At 62.3% G+C, this 17,242-nt stretch carries 11 protein-coding genes; 3 read left to right on the plus strand and 8 right to left on the minus strand.

Going from position 1 to position 17,242, the window contains the following annotated elements; genetic code table 11:
• On the minus strand, positions 1 to 292 hold a 292-nt coding region (locus EOA86_RS02120), incomplete at its 3' end, for an EscU/YscU/HrcU family type III secretion system export apparatus switch protein (RefSeq protein ID WP_164891526.1).
• Positions 293 to 376: 84 nt separating this feature from the next.
• On the opposite strand from EOA86_RS02120, the gene EOA86_RS02125 reads away from it, so the two are divergent.
• Positions 377 to 1,180, plus strand: a complete 804-nt coding sequence (locus tag EOA86_RS02125) for a tetratricopeptide repeat protein (RefSeq protein WP_128340568.1) — start codon at positions 377 to 379, stop codon at positions 1,178 to 1,180.
• Between the two features lie 94 nt (positions 1,181 to 1,274).
• Here EOA86_RS02125 and EOA86_RS02130 read toward each other — a convergent pair whose 3' ends face one another.
• The 7 genes from EOA86_RS02130 to EOA86_RS02160 form a co-directional block, all read right to left on the minus strand.
• The gene (locus tag EOA86_RS02130; protein ID WP_127209214.1) at positions 1,275 to 1,721 is read right to left on the minus strand and encodes a hypothetical protein; all 447 of its coding nucleotides are present in this window, start codon (positions 1,719 to 1,721) and stop codon (positions 1,275 to 1,277) included.
• A gap of 13 nt (positions 1,722 to 1,734) precedes the next feature.
• A complete protein-coding gene (locus tag EOA86_RS02135; RefSeq protein WP_128340569.1) occupies positions 1,735 to 3,093 on the minus strand; it encodes a type II and III secretion system protein family protein in 1,359 nt (452 codons plus the stop codon).
• Between the two features lie 57 nt (positions 3,094 to 3,150).
• Positions 3,151 to 5,313, minus strand: coding sequence for a type III secretion system export apparatus subunit SctV (gene sctV, locus EOA86_RS02140; RefSeq protein WP_128340570.1), 2,163 nt, complete (start codon positions 5,311 to 5,313; stop codon positions 3,151 to 3,153).
• The gene (locus EOA86_RS02145) at positions 5,310 to 5,669 is read right to left on the minus strand and encodes a hypothetical protein (RefSeq protein WP_245497082.1); all 360 of its coding nucleotides are present in this window, start codon (positions 5,667 to 5,669) and stop codon (positions 5,310 to 5,312) included. The genes sctV and EOA86_RS02145 overlap by 4 nt, the downstream gene beginning before the upstream one ends.
• Entirely contained in the window at positions 5,626 to 5,967 is a 342-nt protein-coding gene (locus EOA86_RS02150; RefSeq protein WP_245497083.1) for a hypothetical protein, read from the minus strand. The genes EOA86_RS02145 and EOA86_RS02150 overlap by 44 nt, the downstream gene beginning before the upstream one ends.
• Positions 5,968 to 6,071: 104 nt before the next feature.
• A complete protein-coding gene (locus EOA86_RS02155) occupies positions 6,072 to 7,073 on the minus strand; it encodes an FHA domain-containing protein (RefSeq protein ID WP_128340571.1) in 1,002 nt (333 codons plus the stop codon).
• Between the two features lie 121 nt (positions 7,074 to 7,194).
• Positions 7,195 to 7,380, minus strand: a complete 186-nt coding sequence (locus EOA86_RS02160) for a hypothetical protein (protein WP_065006916.1) — start codon at positions 7,378 to 7,380, stop codon at positions 7,195 to 7,197.
• Positions 7,381 to 7,576: 196 nt separating this feature from the next.
• On the opposite strand from EOA86_RS02160, the gene EOA86_RS02165 reads away from it, so the two are divergent.
• Both EOA86_RS02165 and EOA86_RS02170 read left to right on the plus strand, forming a co-directional pair.
• The gene (locus EOA86_RS02165) at positions 7,577 to 8,452 is read left to right on the plus strand and encodes a MurR/RpiR family transcriptional regulator (RefSeq protein WP_245497084.1); all 876 of its coding nucleotides are present in this window, start codon (positions 7,577 to 7,579) and stop codon (positions 8,450 to 8,452) included.
• An 89-nt stretch (positions 8,453 to 8,541) separates the two neighbouring features.
• Positions 8,542 to 17,242: LysM domain-containing protein (locus EOA86_RS02170; protein ID WP_164891527.1), on the plus strand; the 8,701-nt coding region annotated here is incomplete at its 3' end.

The raw sequence follows: 17,242 nt of genomic DNA on the forward strand, positions 1-17,242 counted from the left end.
CGACAACGATTCCGACTAGCGGTAATGTGGCAAGCGTCAGCAATGACAACGAATGGCGGATGGCCCGCAGGCTGACTTCCCCGAACGAATCGCCGGGGGCCGCCACGGTCTGCACGAGTTCCGAAAAGTGCTCGATGAGCATCGGCCAGGCAAAATAAAGATAGCCAAGCGCTGCGAAAAGCGTGAAGCCGGAGACTAGGTCGCGGCTCTGCGAAACCTGGCCTTTCCGGCGGGCGTCACGAAGTTTCTTTTCGGACGCCGGTAGTGTTTTTTCCTCAGCTTCTTCGGCCATGTTGCAATCTTATCGCACTGTTGTGGTTCCAGTCGGCCAAGGCCGTGTGTAAGGTGCGGCGGGCTTGAATACGGAGAGGTGGATATGCGGCTGCATGTCGTGTTCTTGCCCGTCGTCGCCATGCTGGCGATGGCCGGTTGTCAGACGACCAAAACCGACGTCGAGCAGGCAAAGGCGCAAGGCCCGTCGTCGCAATCGGAGCGTCTGATCAAGCTTGCGGACGATATAGATGCGCAGGGAGACAGCGACACCGCAATCGCGCTCTATCAGCGCGCGGCAGCGATGCCGGACGCCAAGCCGAGCGCCTTCGTCAAGGCAGGCGAGGCCTATATGCGAGCGGGCTATCCCGCCGAGGCCGCCAGAGCCTATCAGGCCGCGCTCGCAAAAGCTCCCAATGACGGGGGGGCTATGCTCGGGCTTGGCTCGGCGATGATAGAAACGGGCGATCTCGATGCCGGCATGCGCGCGCTCGCGCAGGCAGCGCCGCTGGTCAATACTAGCAGCGCCTACAATCGGTTGGGCGTGGCGCAGACATTCGCGGGTCAGACGGCGGAGGCGCAGACTACTTTTGCTCAGGCGTTGAAACTCGCGCCGGGGGATCTCGACGTCGAGAGCAACATGGCGCTGGCCGCAGCGCTCGAAGGCAATTCCACCACAGCACTCCCGCTGGTCCAGAAGATCTCCGCCGCAACCAATGCGCAGTTGCATCACAAGCGCAACGTCGTGGTGGTCTACGGACTTCTTGGCCAGGCCGATCAGGTCAAGGCCTCGCCGCCGATTGGCCTGGCGACCAAGGAGGTGGATACCTTGCTTGCTCGTGCCAGAACGATCCGGTCGAAGGGTAGCACACAGGCCAGGGCGAAAGCGCTTGGCTCTATCCTCGGCTAGCGCATAGGACCGGAAAGCGCGAAGCCGATTTGGGTCGAGTTCGACGCGCGAACAACCGGACAAAGTAGTGCTACGCGGGCAAGGCCGCATCGGTTCACTCGACCGGGAGCGTTGTTTGCGGCGTCAGCGGCCCGCTATTGGCTCCACCCATGGGAGCCTCTTCGCCATTGAGGTAGCGCCGGGCGGCATTTGCAGTCGGCGCGGCCGCCGCCGCCCCCATGCGCCGACCCTCGACGAGGTCACGCTGGCTTTCGGCCATGCGTTGAAGATTGTAGGCGTTGGCGCAGCCGGACGGCAGGTGCGAGCCGACGCCGGAGACGATCGTCAGATCGGTCGCAGCGGCAGAACGGTCGTCATCGGCCGGTTCGTTCAGACATGCATTGGGAGCAAGGACGGAACCGCCGACGCCCTTCTCGGAGCCGCCGGTGTCGGTCGAAACATAGCTGTAGCCGGGAGAATATTCCTGCGGCTGTTGCGGGCTGTTCACGCAGCCGGCCAGAAGCAGCACGGGAACAGAGCACAAAGCGATGCGAAATGTCATGTTCGATTCCCCGCTACTTGATGATCAGGCCTATCGCCGCCGCGTCATTGGCGCGCTTCCGGCTGTGGCGTTTGGCTGCCGGACGATCGAGCGGCGTGGCAAGGCTGTCGCGCACCGGCTCGACCAGATAAGGCGTGATCAGGATCACCAGTTCCGTCTCTTCGCGCTGGAAACGCTGTGACTGAAAAAGCGGGCCAAGGACCGGCACATCACCGAGAACCGGAAACTTTTCCAGATTACGCGAGGTCCGCTGCTGGAAAAGACCGGCGATCGCAAAGGTCTGGCCGCTGGCCACTTCGACCGTGGTGTCGGCCCTGCGCACGACGAAACTCGGCATGGCGAAGCCATTGGCGCTTACTGAGCCTGCTTCCGACAAGGAACTGACTTCCGGCTGGACATGGAGCGCAATACGATTGCGGCCGATCAGCGTAGGGGTGAACCCGAGGGAAACGCCGAAGGGCTTGTATTGAACGGTCACGACGTCAGTTCCTTGCGGAATCGGAACCGGAATTTCGCCGCCGGCAAGAAAGCTTGCGGTCTGACCGGTCATCGCCGTCAGGTTCGGTTCGGCCAGTATCTTGACGATGCCGTTGCGTTGCAGCGCTTCGATGAGAATATCGAAGTTGATGCCATGCGTCTGGTCCATGTTCAAACCGAAATTCCCGGTGCCGGAGGGCACACCATTGTCCTGGAACATGTTGAATTCGAAGCCGCCGCTCCTGTATCCGACAGACCAATCGACGCCGTACGACTGCAGCTCAGTGCGTGAGACTTCGGCGAAGCGGACCCGGATGTTGACCTGCTGCGACCCCTGCACGGTCATGTTGTTCAGCGGCGGCTGTTCCGGCGGCGAGAACGTGCGGGCGATGTTGTCGACATCCGTTGCCTCCTCGACGCCTCGTGCTTCGCCGGTCGCAACGATGCGGGTCCCGAAAATCGAGAGATTTGTCGCCGAGTTCGGTTGCATTGCGTATTTCGCTTCATTGGCAGGCGTGACATCGGGGGTGACGCGGAACTGGGCCGTTGCCTCGACCCGCTCATCGGCTGTGATTGCAATGAGGTTGGTCAGGCCGGGATTCAGGCCGAAGACATAGACCATCCCCGGCGACACGACCTGAAGATCCGCGATCGTGGTGTCCGCGATCAGGACGGATTCGACGGGTTCATTGAAACGCAGCAGGCGTCCTTGCCCGACCGGCAGGTCGACCGTTGGCTTGCTCGGCAATGGCGATATGTTTTGTGCCATCGTGTCGGCAAGTGTGAACAACAACGCCAGCAAGACGCCAACCGTCGCGATAGCGAGCCAGCGCATAGCCGTCCGCCCGGCGAAAGTGGCGGATCGAACGCCTGCTGCGGTATCGTGGATTGTCATGCCGTTCCCCTCTTGAGCATGTAGAGTCCCCAACTGTCCCAATCCGCCCGGCTGGCGTCATGAGGCTGCCTCTTGTCCGGCTTTGGCCTCAGCCGCTGGCAGCGACTGAGAGACATTGCGTGCTATGCCCGAGCGGCCGGTTATCGTCGCCAGTGGCTGGACGTTGAATTCTTGTGCGAGTTCCTGAAAGGACAGAACCGGAAGTTCGATGGCATTGTGCGTGAGCAGGCTTCGCATATGACGGCGAACATCCATCGCCGCGAGGACGACCGGTGAGACATCGGTGGCGTTCTGCGACAAGGCTCGGTCGATTTCGGCGATCAAAGCCTGTGCATCGTCATCCGAAAGGTTCAGGAACGTGCCGGTCGATGTGCTTTGCACCGCGTTTCGCAGGATATCCTCGGCCGAGCGCTGCAGAACATAGGCTGCGATGATGTTGTTACGACCAGCGAAGCGGAAGCTGATCTGGCGTTTCAAGGACGTGCGGATATATTCCGTGAGCAGAACGACGTCCTGTTCGCGTTGTCCCCATTCGATCAGCGCTTCGAGGATCAGGCGCAGGTTGCTGATCGGCACGTTTTCGCCGACAAGTCGCCGAAGCACCTCCGCGATTTTCTGCAGCGGCACGATCTCCTGCGCCTGTCTGACCAGATCCGCATAGTCCGGCTCCATGTCCGACAGGAGCCTGCGCGTCTCCTGGATCCCGACGAAATGGCCGGCATAGAGCCGAAGTGCATTTCCGGTCCACTTCGCCGCTGTTTGCGCCGGTGTGGAGAAGACAAAGCCGGCTTCCTTCAATGCAGAAATCTGGCGGTCATCGACCCACACGAATTTGCGCTGACCGGCAATCGGAAAACCTTTTTCGTAAGTCACATCGAGCAGATCGAGATTCATTGGGTCCGCTTCGACAAGAACGCGGTCGGCGGGGACTTCGGTATCCAGGATGGGTGCGCCCTCCAGATCGACGCGCATGCTTCTCGCTGAAAGCTTCTCGTCGACCTGCAGGCCGATAGCCGGAACGTCGACACCGAGATCGCCGAAAAGCTCGCGGCGCACGCCATCAGCGAGCGTGGCGAATTCGGGTTCCGGGACCGACCGTCCGAGTTCGGTTCCGAAGCGTACGACGATACGGGATGAAGAAGGCAGTGTTCCGACGGGCGTTGATGAAAGCGACGCCGGTTTTCCCGGTTGTTCGGCCATGGCGATCTGGCCAATCTCTTTGAGCTCGGATTCCCGGGCGGTGCGGCGATTGATTGCATAGGCGCCCGCGCCGAAGCAGGCGCCAAGGATCAGGAACACAATGGACGGAAAGCCCGGCACTACGGCAAGGCCGACCATGATCACTGCGGCGAGTGCGAGCGCACGGGAGTCCCGTAGTAGCTGGCTGGTTATTTGCCGGCCAAGGTCGCTCGTGCCGTCCGAGCTGCCGACGCGCGTCACCATCGTACCGGCGGCCACAGCGACCAGCAGTGCCGGTATCTGCGCGACCAGCCCGTCACCCACCGTGAGCAGTGAGTAGGTCACGGCGGCGTCCCCTAGCGACATATCGTGCTGCAGCGTTCCGATCGCGAAACCACCGATCAGGTTGACCAGAATGATGAGAATGCCGGCGATGACGTCGCCTTTGACGAATTTCATGGCACCGTCCATCGCGCCGAACAGCTGGCTCTCACGCTCAAGCTGCTGGCGCAGCCGGCGTGCCTCCGCCTGATCGATGTCTCCGTTGCGCAACTCCGCATCGATGCTCATCTGCTTGCCTGGCAGCGCATCGAGGGTAAAGCGCGCGGCAACCTCGGCAACGCGTTCCGCACCCCGCGCAACCACGATGAACTGCGCAACGGTTATGATCAGGAAAATGACGAGGCCCACCGCAATACTGCCGCCGACGACGAATGTACCGAAGGCGGAAACGATCTCGCCTGCGTCGGCCTGAAGCAGGATCAATCGCGTGGTCGTGATCGTGATCGCCAGCCGGAACAAGGTAGCGATGAGGATGACCGATGGCAGCGACGAGAACTGGAGCGGATGAGAAACGTAAAACGAAGCCAGCAGGATAAGCACGCTGACGGCGATATTGGCGGTGATGAGAATGTCGACGAGGAAAGTCGGCAATGGAATGAGCATCATCACCACCGCGACGAGCATCAGGACGGCAATGACCAGATCGCTGCGGCGTGACAGCTTGGCAAGGAAGTGCAGAAGTCGCTCCGACACCGTCATTCGGCGGCTCGACGCGATAGGAAGTTTCGCAAGGCATTGTGCGCCTCGGCCTTGCGGCCGGCTACAAGCAACGCGCGGCTCTTCAGCAACGCTAGCGTCGGGTGGTCCATTCCCTCCAATGTCTCCAGCCTGGCAATCGTGGCAAGCGCTTTGTCCGCTTCGCCATCGAGTATGAGCAGATGCGCCAGTGTCCGCAGGACGCCGGCATTTCCCGGCGACAGCTGTGCAGCGATAAGCAGGTATGCCGCGCCCCGCTTTGCCTGCCCGTGACACCCGTAGAGATAGCCCAAGACATGCAGCAGATGCACTGTTTCACGCGGATCGGTCAGGTTCGATTCCTTCCTGTATCCGGCCAAGCAGATCGCGATGACGCTCGATTTCATCCTCCATCAGCGTTCTGGCAAGTGTCTTGAGTTGCTCGCCACCCTCAAGGCCGGGAACCAGATGCGTTACGAAATGCTGGAGAATAGGTACTGAGCGACGCAGGATAGCTGGCTCGGGAATACCCGGCATGACGAAGTTGATGAGTGCCTCGTCGAGCGATTCGCTATTCGTGCCTCGAGAGGGCTGGAATTCCGCGTTTTGCGGCTTTTCCGTACCAGCGGCCGATGTCGTCCCCTGAGCACGGCTGGCGGCTTTGTCGACGCCGTTCATCCGCCGCCGGTTGATTGCCTGACCGCGCGCACCCTCCGCCTGCCGCACTTCGCGGCCGGTATCGATCCTTGCCGTATCGAATCGCGGCCCTTCAAGCCGGCGGTTCACGGATATTTCAGCGCGACCGTGGCGCCGCCCTTGGTCAGGAGAAGTTCCGTCTCGCCAATGTGCTTGATGGTCCAGCCGTCATTCGTGAATGCACCTTCATGATAGCGTGCGCCGTCGGCGGCGATGACGTAGGGCCGCTCGCCATACCAGATCGCCTGCAGCCTCAGGTGCGGAGCCTGCTCGGCGTTGCCGATCATAACATTGGAGACGAGGGGAATGTGCGCGCCGAACGTCTGGTCGAACCAGGATTGCGTTTCGGTCCAGGCACCATCCTTGTCATTGGGGATCATACCCGAGACCACGAGCCGTCCAGGTGATCGCTGAACAGCCAAAGTGCTGATGCCAGATTGATCGAGGCGCAGCCTGAGTTGGCTTTCCGCTTCGGCAGCACTGGGTATTTGCGTTGGCGATGAATCGTTCAGGACACTTTGCCCGGCCTCGCCAGCAAAGGCCACTCTGATCGGGTCACGGTCTTGAGCGGTTATCTTTTTGCCAATGTCGGGCTTGGCGAAAGAGAACCCATTCGCAGCGACGGAAACAGCGAACACGGCAAAGAGCACGCTGCCTGCAACCAGGAAGGGGCGATCAGAAACGGACCAGCGATTCGGCAGGCGTTCTGGGTTGACCAGCCGGATATGGGCATCGCCGATACTTATCGTGAGCGGCAGCTTGCAGCGGCTGCCTTGGCCTTCATGGATGATCTCGCCCGTGGCGAGTGTGACGTCGCCGCCGACGGCTTCGATTTCAATTTGGCTGCCCTTGCGCCGCAACATTGCGTGGACCGGCGCGATGCCGGCATCCCTGAGGACAATGTCGGACTCCGTGCTGGAGCCAACAGTATACAGAGGCTCGACCAGACTGAGTTGGGCGCCCGCGTGAAATCCGTGAGTTACGCTCAGCGCAATGCAACGTCCGGATCTTGGGGGGTGGGTGATAATCGATCGGAGCCGGCGCCCGGGCTCCGCATCCCAATATTTGCCGATAGAATTAGCGGTCATGCCACTTCACCTCCCGCCGATGACAATTCAGACGCAGCCCGACAACGGCGTCGAAGCATTTCTTGCCGTGCACGTGCGCCGCCGGTGCTTGCGGCGGCGCATGGGTTCGAGAATCCCCGCCTTAGGCCTTTTCAGCCGACTGGCCGAGCGTCCTTGCGGTGCTCATCAGCATGTCATGTTGGGATTTCGCGATCTCTTTTGTGATCTCGAGGCTAAACATGCGCTCCTGATGCTTGATCATCTTGTCCAGGTTCTGTTCCGGCGACCCGGCAGAGCCGGACGTAATGGGAGGGGTAGCAGCCATCATTGTCTCCTTGAAAGGCCGTTCAAGTTACAAACTCCGGAATCACGTCGAAGCGATCCGGCAGGTTGCAAAAGCAGCTTAAGGCAGGGTGATCGAAAATGAAAGTCCACTTGGAATATATGAACCACTTCAGTTCCAACTGTTGCATTGCCGCCATTCGGGGAGTAACCTGCCATCGGGGTGAATGGGGTATTTTAGAATGGAACAAGGTCCTTTGGCGGAGCTGTTGGTCGAACGCTTCGAGAATATGCCGCCGCAGTTGCGGGTCGCCGCGCGTTTCGTGCTGGATCATCCTAAGGACGTCGCATTGATGTCGATGCGCGAGCAGGCCCATCATGCCGGCGTTTCGCACAGCACGATGATGCGGTTGGCGCGATGGCTTGGCCTTGAAGGCTACGAGGATATGCGCAGCCTTTATGCGCGCGCGCTGCGTGACACAGTCGCCGGTGAGCCGGGGCGACGGGGTGCCGAACAGGATGGCGATCCGGGATATTCGACCGCAGGGGTCATTGCGGACACGCTCGCGGCCCAGATTGCAAGTCTGGGTGAATACGGCAATGCCTCACAATTCATCGCCGCCGCCGAGCTGCTTGCACGTTCGCGCAATCTGTTCGGTCTCGGCTCGCGCTCCGGTTATCCGGTCGCGAACCACTTCGTTCACATCATGTCGTTTCTAGCTGGCGGTGACCGCAAGGTGACGCTTGTCGGCGAGATGGGCGGACATGGTCTGGATGCCTTGCAGGGTGCGGGACGGGACGACGTCCTCCTTGCTGTGGGCATGTCTCCTTATGAACGCACGACGATCGACGTGGCGCGCCAGTCGGCTCGGCAGGGTATCAGCGTGGTGGCAATCACCGATAGCAGCGTGTCGCCGCTGGCCCGGATCGCGCGGGAAACAATCATCGTTACGACAAATTCGCAGTCGTTCTTTCGCAGCATGGCGCCGGCGTTCGCTGCCGTCGAAATTCTGGCGGCACTGACGGCTGTGCAGTCTGAAGTGAATGCTGCAGAACGAGTAAAACGGTCGGAAGAGCACCTCGCTGCTTTCGGCATTTATTGGAAGCCGCCCCGGTAAGCGGCCGGGGCTTCGACTGTCGGACGCGGGGGCGTTGACGACAGGCAGATTGCCTGAACCACGACTGGACCGGCTCCGGAGGTTGTTTGATGATCCGCCCGATTACCACCCTCAAGCCCCCGCCGCCGCCCAGGGTCGATCCAAAGGCCAATGCTGAGCAGATTACGCGGCTGCAGGCCGAAGCCACGAAATTGCACAATGAAATCCGGCTCGCCAACAAGATGGGCGAGGCCGACGCGGCCGCGAACGCTCGCCAGCGGCTGACGCAGGTCAATGCGGAACTGACGACGGCACAGCCGACGCCCCCGGCGGCGCAGCCAGGACCGGAGCTGCCTGCCTCAGTCACCGCGGCAAACGGCAACGGCGGCACCACCGCCGCGCCTGCGCTCTTCACGACGCAAAATTTCGGCGGTACGCCAAACCTCCTGCTGGCCAGTGCTGAGCCCGACGCCGGCGGTGTTTCACCGGAAGTCGCCACGGCGAATGACATTCTCAATGCGATCGAGGGCGGCAAAAGTATCGACAACATCGCCCACGAGCGGAACATATCCCCCGAGCAGGTGGTGGCGGCTCTGAATGTCGGCAAGATGACGGCGACAGCGACCGAACATGCCAACGGCGACACCCGTACGGTGATGATCAAAGACGGCAGCGGCCGGACGATCACCGAAAACCAGGACTATCACCACGGCGGCTATTACACCCAAGTGACGGGTCCCAACGGACAGGTGACCTCCTCGCCGATCCGTGACGATCTCGGCCGCAAGGAAACCACCAGTGTCGACGCGGCGACAGGCGCGATCACGACCAAGTTCGTCGACGATCTCGGCGACGGCTCAGTCACCGAACGCACGACGAATCCCCAAACCCGTATAACCACAACCACCGAAACGAACGGTGACGGTGCCGTCACCGTCACCAAGAACCTGCCGAATGGGTCGACCGTGGAGACGGTGACGCCCGCCGGCGGCCCTGCGTTGCCGGTAACCACGGTCACAGGTCCGGGCGGCGAGGAAACCATCCTGGCGCAGACGCAGACCGCCGACGGCTCGGGCGCGGCGTCGATCCAGGAACAGCTTGCCGAAGGCAAGAGCTTCGAAGAAATCGCCGAGGCGAGCAATCTCACGCCCGAACAGGTGATCGCCGAGTTGAACGCGGCAGGCCTCGAGGTCACGCAGGGCGGCGACCCAGGCGAAACCCTGCAGATCGTCGTCACCGATCCGGAGACCGGCAACACGGTCACCTACAACAACGACTACCAGCACGGTTCGACCTCGGTGACGACTGTGGAGGGAAATACCGAGACGACCCACTCGATCGACGGCAACGGCAGGACCAGCCACACCGAGCGCAACACCGAGACCGGCGAGCAGACCACCACCATCGTCGATCCCAAGAACAATACTGAGACGACGATCGCCTTCGACAAGGACGGCCGGCGCACCGAGACCATTGTCGAGACGTTGAATGATGGCGAGCCGATCGATTACGAGGTCCAGCCCGGTGACAACCTGAGCGATATCGCCGAAGCCCATGGTGTGACCCTGGAAGAGCTCGCCGAAAGCAATCCGGAGCTGTTCACCTCTCCGCGCGACCCCGACCTTATTCATCCGGGAGAGACGGTAGTGATCGAGGATGCCACCAAGACCACCGTCAATGTGACGTTTAATGGCTACACGCTGACCACGTCGCCAGACGGCAAGATCACGCTGACCAACGATACGACCGGCGCCGTCACGGATATCGCGGCCGGCACGGCACAACAGGCGCTGGCCGAACTGCTGCTTTCCATCAATCCGAACGGCAGTGATCCGGAGCAGGCGAAGGAGGATCTGGTCGTCAAGACGACGCTGGACGGCATATTCGGCGGGGCGACGCCAGAGCTGACCACGGAGGCGCTTGAAAAGCAGCAGGCCGTGGTCGCTGCAATGGAACAATATGGTCCGGGACAGGACGCAACGGGCGCGACTCTCGACGGTGGTCCTGCGTCGGTTGGCCCATACGGGGATCCACCGTCCCCCACCGCTCCTTCAGGCGGGAAGTGGGTGCCGTTGCTGGTCGACGGGAGCTGGAAATGGTTTGACCCGGAGGTAGCCAAGGCGATCGCAGCCGAGAACGTGGCGGTTGCGGACCTCGGCGAGGCACAAGCAAAGTCCCAGCAGATCGCGGCACAGCTCGATATTTATGCGCTGGACCCTGAATTCAAGAACGCCATGGAGGGTGCCGAGTCGACGCTCGACGAGGCGTTGGCGCCATATGGACTGGATTGGAGGCCGCCTGAGCCGAAGGGCACGCTGGCGGATGCGCAAGACCGGTTGACTCTCGCCAATAACGCGCTCGAAGGCGCCAGCACTGCCCGGGCCGAATACGAGCAGGGCCAGACGTCACTTCTCGAAGCGATCGACAAACAGGCAGACCTGCCGACGCTCAGCGATCCCAACCAGACGGCTGTCCGCAGCCCGGATGGTCCCAGCGCCGAGGAAACCAACCAGCAAGGAAAGGCCGCGCACGCGGAGGTCGCCGAGCTCTTTACAAACCTTTCGCTACACACCGCCAACGGCAACAAGGCCACGATCGACCTAATGATCAGCTCGACCGAGCTGGAGCTGAAGCTTACCGATGCCAAACCTGGAAGCCCCGAATACACGGCCATCGAAGAGCGGCTTGAGGGTCTGCAAACGCTCCAGGGGGCCGCGGCCAATCAGGTGACCCTGGCCGAGGCATATCAGGAGTATGGGGTTGCACAGGCAGAGGCGGCGGATCTTGCCGTAACCATGGAGCCTCTCAAGCAGCAACTGCTTGCGCAGGCGCAGGAAAGGAACCCGCACCATTTCGATTGGGAAGGGTATACCAATGGACGTGGTGAGTTTACCGGCAAGATAAAATCGCAGGACATAATAGAGGAGAACGGTCAGCTCTATGTTGTTACTGTCTATGAGAACGACACCTTCACCGACGAGAACGGTGATGACACGAACGTACATAAATCTGCCCTGACATACGACCTCAACGACGAGGGTATCAGGGAAGATTTCCGCAACGATCCACTGAACAAGCAGTGGCAGGAGATGCTGGCCTCGACGCAGGACATATCGTCGGCGCCGGTATGCACAGCCAACGGCACGGGATCGCAATCGGCGCTGGACGCGGCCAAGTCGAAGATTGTCGGCGTGCAGGTCGATCAGCTTGATGCCGGGCTGAGAGATGCGAAGACGGCGCTCGTCGACGCAACGACGGCACGCGACCAGGCGATCACCGACTACGGGCCGGGAACCGTAGAGGCGCCCGCTGGCACGCTCAAGCCGGGCGAGACGGCGGTGAAGATCACGGTGAACGGCCGCGACCTGTGGGTCGCGCCGGAAGTTGCCGCGGCGTACGAAGAGCAGGGGCCGGGCGCAATCGGCGACAGCGGCAAGTTTGTCCAGATCGAGATGGACGGCCAGAAGCTGTGGGTGCACCCCGAAGTCGCGGCCGCGGAAATCGATCGAGGCCAGGCGGAGACCGAAAAGAATCAATTGGAGGACTGGGAAGAAAACGTGCGGCCGGCGATGGTGGCTGGGCGCGACTGGTACGCTTTTTCCGCAAGCCACCCCAAGCTTCTCGAATACGGTTCCGCCGAGCACGAGGCGAAACTCAAGTACGAGTATCTTGAAGAACACAAGGACCAGGCGCTGGCTGGATATCAGGTCCAGTTCGAGAACCTCTACGAGGCCGGCTACACCGGCGAATACGAGACATATACGCCGGACCAACTCAGCACTGCCGTTGGTCAGACCCTCGGGCTCGACGCGCCGAGTGAAGACGTCCGAAAGGTCACCGAAGAAATCACCGACCGCGCCGGCAGCGACGCCGAGGTCAAGATCGTGCCGGTGTTCTCCCTCGACGGCGGGAAGGAATCGACGACGGCTTTGTTCGCGATCAAGAGCGGCGGCGACGAAATCGGCTATGTCGACAGTTCTGGCAAATATTACAGCACCTTCGATGAATTCCAGCACGAGAACCGCATCTTCAGCGAAAAGGGCAATCTGGTCATGGCCAAGGGCGGCGACATGTCGCTCGGCGAGGATGGTTTTTCGCTCGACGAATTGGAAGTGGCCGACGCGCGCAAGGTGGATTTCTGGGACAAGGCTACCGACATCGGCCTTGGCATCGTCGCGGGTGTCTCCACCATCGTCTCGTTCGTGCCGGGCGGCCAATGGGCGATTCCCATCGCGATCGGCTCCGGTTCAATCCTTGGCGGCAAGGCTCTGATCAAAGAGGGTGATCACCTCCTGCAGGGCGGCGACTTCGACAGCCAGTCGGCCTGGAATGTCGCGACCGGCGTAACCGCATTCCTGCCCGTGGGCGCGGGTGCCCTGCGAACATTCGGCTTGGCAAAGACAAGCCTGTCCGGATCCCAGGCTTTCGCGGGCGGCTTCGGGATGACCCGCATGAAGGATGCCAGCTGGGGCATCGGCAGATTCCAGGTGAACGTAAAGGAGGCCTCTTATGCCGGTAAGGTCTCGGAGTTTATGCAAGGCGGCAACAGGCTGACCACCGCTGCGTGGCGCCTCGATGCCGGCGCCGTGGTTACCGGTGTTCCGTTGCTCGGCAAATCGGTGGAAGATCTCGCGGCGCATGGCGGCGAGATGTCCCTGCTCGAGCTCGCGAACGCAGTCGTGGGCATAGGCGTCGGCACTGTCGGCACAGGCCTGGGCGGCCGCTCGCTGTTGTACAACATGCCTGGAACGGGCGGTACACGGAGCGGAACTCATGCGTCGGCCAGTTTTCCTGGCGGACCGGATTCGGGGCCGCAACCGCGGGCCGTCTACGAGATGGGCCCTGACGGTGTGTACAGGCCCACCGGCGAACAGGTCGTGCCGGATCCAGATGAGATCATCATCGATGGCGACGTGGTCGGCGAAACGTCTGGCCAGCAGGAGCGTGGTTTCGGTGCCCCAGAAGGTTCGCGCAACGGGGCGGAGGCCGGAAATCCCGGTCAGCGCGCGCTGCCGGCCGGCGAGTCCGATGGGCCGAACCCGCCGCCACCCACGGGTGGCAAGGATGATCCATCAGGCGACGTCCAGCCGTCGCGGCCGATGGTCGTGCATGAGCAAGGCCCCGACGGCGTCTATCGCCCGACCGACAAACTGGTCTTCCACGATCCCAGCCACCCCGTCGTCGAGGGGACGGTTGTCAACGTCCACGATGAAGGGCCGAGCGCCCCGGGCGAGCGCGGCGATTCCGAGAATGCCAGCGACCGAGACGCCCAGGGAGCGCGTGAGCAGAATGTGCGCGTCCCCGCCGACGGCGATCCGATCGTGGTTCCGCCGGTCCGCGGCGACGGAACGACGCGCCCGGCCGAGAGCGGCTTCCGGCTCGTCTGGGACCCGGCGACCAAGACGTTCACCGGCATGCCGAGGCCCAATCCCGCGGAATACGTCTACACCAGCGGCAAGGATCCGCAGCAGACGGGCTATCTCGACGGCGCACGCCCTTCCGACCCGGCCGTGCTGGCCACCCCGGACGAGCTCCTGCTCCAGTCCGAAACGGAAACACGCGGGGCGGAAGGCACCCGCCCGTTGATGCGCTACACTCTCGGCAACCGCCATACCGGCGAGATGCTCGTCGATTTCAACCTACCGGAAGCGCAAAGGGTTGTCGCCATACCCGAACCCAAGGCGATCACGGCCGCGCCGGAGCCGGTGCCGGCTCCTGTCGAGCTCGACCCTTCCTTGCCGGTGCGTTATCTCGGCGCCGACGGCCGCTGGACAGCCGATCCGAACGTCCGCACGCAGCCACCGCCCGTGACGGATACCGGACACCCCAGCCCGGTTCGGCACGACGGCACGCCGGTCATCAACAATTTCTCGTCAAACCCATACAGCTTCGGCCAGACGTTCAATGCCGTCAAAGCCGGCCTGCGGCGCATCGGCACGCGTTACCTGAATACTGAACCCCGCTATGACTATCCGAAGCTCGGCGAGTTGGTCGACAGCATCTATCACCGGCCGGTTCCGCAGGACGGCGTCACCGCCGGACAGGACATCTATGTCGAGGCCGGCGGCGAATATCTGCCGGCCAAGGTCATCGTGGCCGGCCCACAGGCGAGCATGACCCGCGACACCGTCCTGCCGGGCGAGCATGCGACGGATGCCGGCTACCTCAGTTCCGGCCCGACCGTCGAACGCGCCAAGCGCGGGTCCATAACCACACCGAACGGCCAGCTCAGGGTCAACACGCCGGCACGGGAAGTCCATACGTTCCATCCTGCCGACAATCCGGAAGTCAGCCATCGCTCGGCGCTCGGCGAGACCCTGGCCGCGACCTTGCCGGCGCTTCCCGACCATGCGGCGACGCCCGCGCCGACCTGGATGCCCGAGCAGGTGGAACTCGTCGGCGACTACCTCCATTCCCTCGAAGGTTCCAGCGATCCTGTCGTCCGCGATGCGGTGACCATGACCAGAGTGCAACTCGGGGGCAGGGGCTTGCCTCAGTCCGGCACGGCAATGACGCAGGCTCAGCATCATGCGCTTGGCGAAATGCTCAACGCCGACCGGAACAGTCCGTTCACCGGCTCCAAGCCGGTCGGCCAGCTTTCGATGAACGGCTTGACGACCCTCCAGGTGTTCAGCGCTCAGGGCAAGCTGCCGCATCTGTCGCCAGGAGAAGTGATCGATCAACTCGGCCTGTCGTCGGACGGCAGGCTGCCGCGCGGCGAGCAGTTCCTTACCGCCGGGGCGCTGCCAGGAGAAGCCGGCTGGACCGACGCCGGCCGTGGCATCGTCGGCGATTACCTCAAGGCTGCGTCAGGCTCCACCGATCCGAACCTTGCCGCCGCGGCAAATGCCGCCTCGCCGTTTTTCAAGGGGCGCGCCACGAAGCCCGGGAAGGCCGTGACCGCCGCGCAGCAGGATGCGCTCATGCAAGTCCTGGAGGCCGACAGCGGCAGCACTTGGGTCTACGGTCCGAAGCTTCAGCCGGAGTCCTCGTTCAAACCCGCCGGCAAGCTTTCGCCGGAAGGCCGCTACAATGCGAAGGTTCTGTCCGGCCACGAGACCTGGACACCGTATCTTTGGCGAGAGATGCGCGGTTACGCCGCCAACCAGCAGAAGTCCGCGGACCCCGCGGTCCAATCGCTCGCCCGCGCCTTGGAGAACGCGCTGCCCCCAAGCAAGCCCAAGGCCGGGACCGAAATCAACAGCGAGGTGCCTGTCCTGCTGGAGCGGTTGCTGGATGTCGACAAGGCGAGTTCGTGGCGCGTCCCGACATTCTTCACGGATGCACAAGGGGTCTGGCGGTCCGACCGCGCGACCGTTTCCTGGTTCCTGCAGGAACACGAAGCCAATGTCTTGGGTGGACCCGTTCTGAACGATATGGCCACCAATACAGTTGGCCTCGGCGGATCGATGCTCGGCATTAAGGTGCCGCTGCCCAGCCGGCAGGTCTATGGAGAACTCAGCCTGAAGAACAACGGTCCGGACGGCACTGGCTTTCTTCTTCCCGTCCACCCCAATGACGCAAAAGGCCATAAACTCTTCGCCAATGGATTCCGGCCGAATTTCGCTTATGACGATGCGGCGGCTCCCTCCGCCCAGTGGGTCGCATCGGCGCCGATGCTGTCGAAGAACACGTTCCAGAAAGAAAACGCCGCTGGCGTTTCCATATCCATCTTTGGCTTCTCTGTGAGTGGGGCCTACGTCAAACGCACGCTGCTCTATCTCGGTGGCGAAGGCGGCCGGCCGGGATATACGCACAGGGAGCCTGGCCCGCTGAGCCAAAGGGCAGCCTCCTTCTGGGAAGAAGCTGCGAGAGGTGGTGCCAGCCACTATAGCTCCGAAGGCAAGGTGCCCGGTTTCGAGGATCGTCTCCTCTACCGGAACTACAACGTCATTCCGCCCTTCGGAGGCGGCAAGGAACCCTGGCGCGGTAGCCCTGCCTTCGAGGGCGTTCCGCGCGAGACGGGCGCCGGGCCGCTCAACCGCCTGGATCGCACGGACCACGGCGCCGGTCTCGCCGTGAACTTTGGGCAATGGCCGGTAACGACGGTAGAACTCGGCACGGTGAGGAAGGACCTAGTGCCGCATACCCGTACCGCCCGCGCGCACCCCGGATCCTCCGAAGGCGCGCAAAAGGTTTTCTCCGCGCTGGAGATTTCGGATGGGCGGCTGACGCCGGACGTCCTGCAGCATCTCCACGCCTATCTCGCCGAGGTTGCTGCATCGCCGCACGGCGATTTAAAGTTCGCTGGTCAGCGCGTGTTGGATGTGTTCCCGGATTTGGGCGTGGCGCCATATCCGGACCAACTCGCCACCACCGGCGGGCGGCCCGACTGGATGGGCAAGCCAGCATGGAAAGCATTGCGGCAACAGCTGGATCAGCAGGCCCGCGGCGAACTGACGCCCACGCAGGCCCACTATCTCAACCGGCTGCTCGAGCTGCACAATTCGCCGCCGGCAAACGGCTTGCCGCCGGCTGGCGAGGGCCCGATCGCTCCCCGCAGTCCGGCGCCAAAGCCGGTGCGGAATGGGCAGGATTTTGCAGCAGATGGGTCATTGGGCCGGTCATTCGCCAAGCCGCTGACGCAGGCCGAAATCGCGGCCAACCGCCAGGAGGCGGCGAGCCTGCTCGACGACATGCTCCATCAGAACCTCGGCATGCCGGAAGTCACCAAGGCCAATCTTACAGATCAGCTCAGCCGGTCGCCGACGCTGATAGAACTCCTGCGCGGCGCTCACGCGAAAGGCGTACGCATCGTCAACCCGGCGCGGCACGACCTCCGGATTTTCGACGCCAGCTCCGGCGACGATC

Origin of the sequence: Mesorhizobium sp. M5C.F.Ca.IN.020.32.2.1 (assembly GCF_004023105.1) — a bacterium.
Taxonomy (GTDB): domain Bacteria; phylum Pseudomonadota; class Alphaproteobacteria; order Rhizobiales; family Rhizobiaceae; genus Mesorhizobium; species Mesorhizobium wenxiniae.

Coding starts and splice junctions, on each gene's coding strand:
- EOA86_RS02125 (WP_128340568.1), top strand. CDS start 377: ATGCGGCTGCATGTCGTGTTCTTGCCCGTCGTCGCCATGCTGGCGATG.
- EOA86_RS02130 (WP_127209214.1), bottom strand. CDS start 1,721: ATGACATTTCGCATCGCTTTGTGCTCTGTTCCCGTGCTGCTTCTGGCC.
- EOA86_RS02135 (WP_128340569.1), bottom strand. CDS start 3,093: ATGACAATCCACGATACCGCAGCAGGCGTTCGATCCGCCACTTTCGCC.
- sctV (WP_128340570.1), bottom strand. CDS start 5,313: ATGACGGTGTCGGAGCGACTTCTGCACTTCCTTGCCAAGCTGTCACGC.
- EOA86_RS02150 (WP_245497083.1), bottom strand. CDS start 5,967: ATGAACGGCGTCGACAAAGCCGCCAGCCGTGCTCAGGGGACGACATCG.
- EOA86_RS02155 (WP_128340571.1), bottom strand. CDS start 7,073: ATGACCGCTAATTCTATCGGCAAATATTGGGATGCGGAGCCCGGGCGC.
- EOA86_RS02160 (WP_065006916.1), bottom strand. CDS start 7,380: ATGATGGCTGCTACCCCTCCCATTACGTCCGGCTCTGCCGGGTCGCCG.
- EOA86_RS02165 (WP_245497084.1), top strand. CDS start 7,577: ATGGAACAAGGTCCTTTGGCGGAGCTGTTGGTCGAACGCTTCGAGAAT.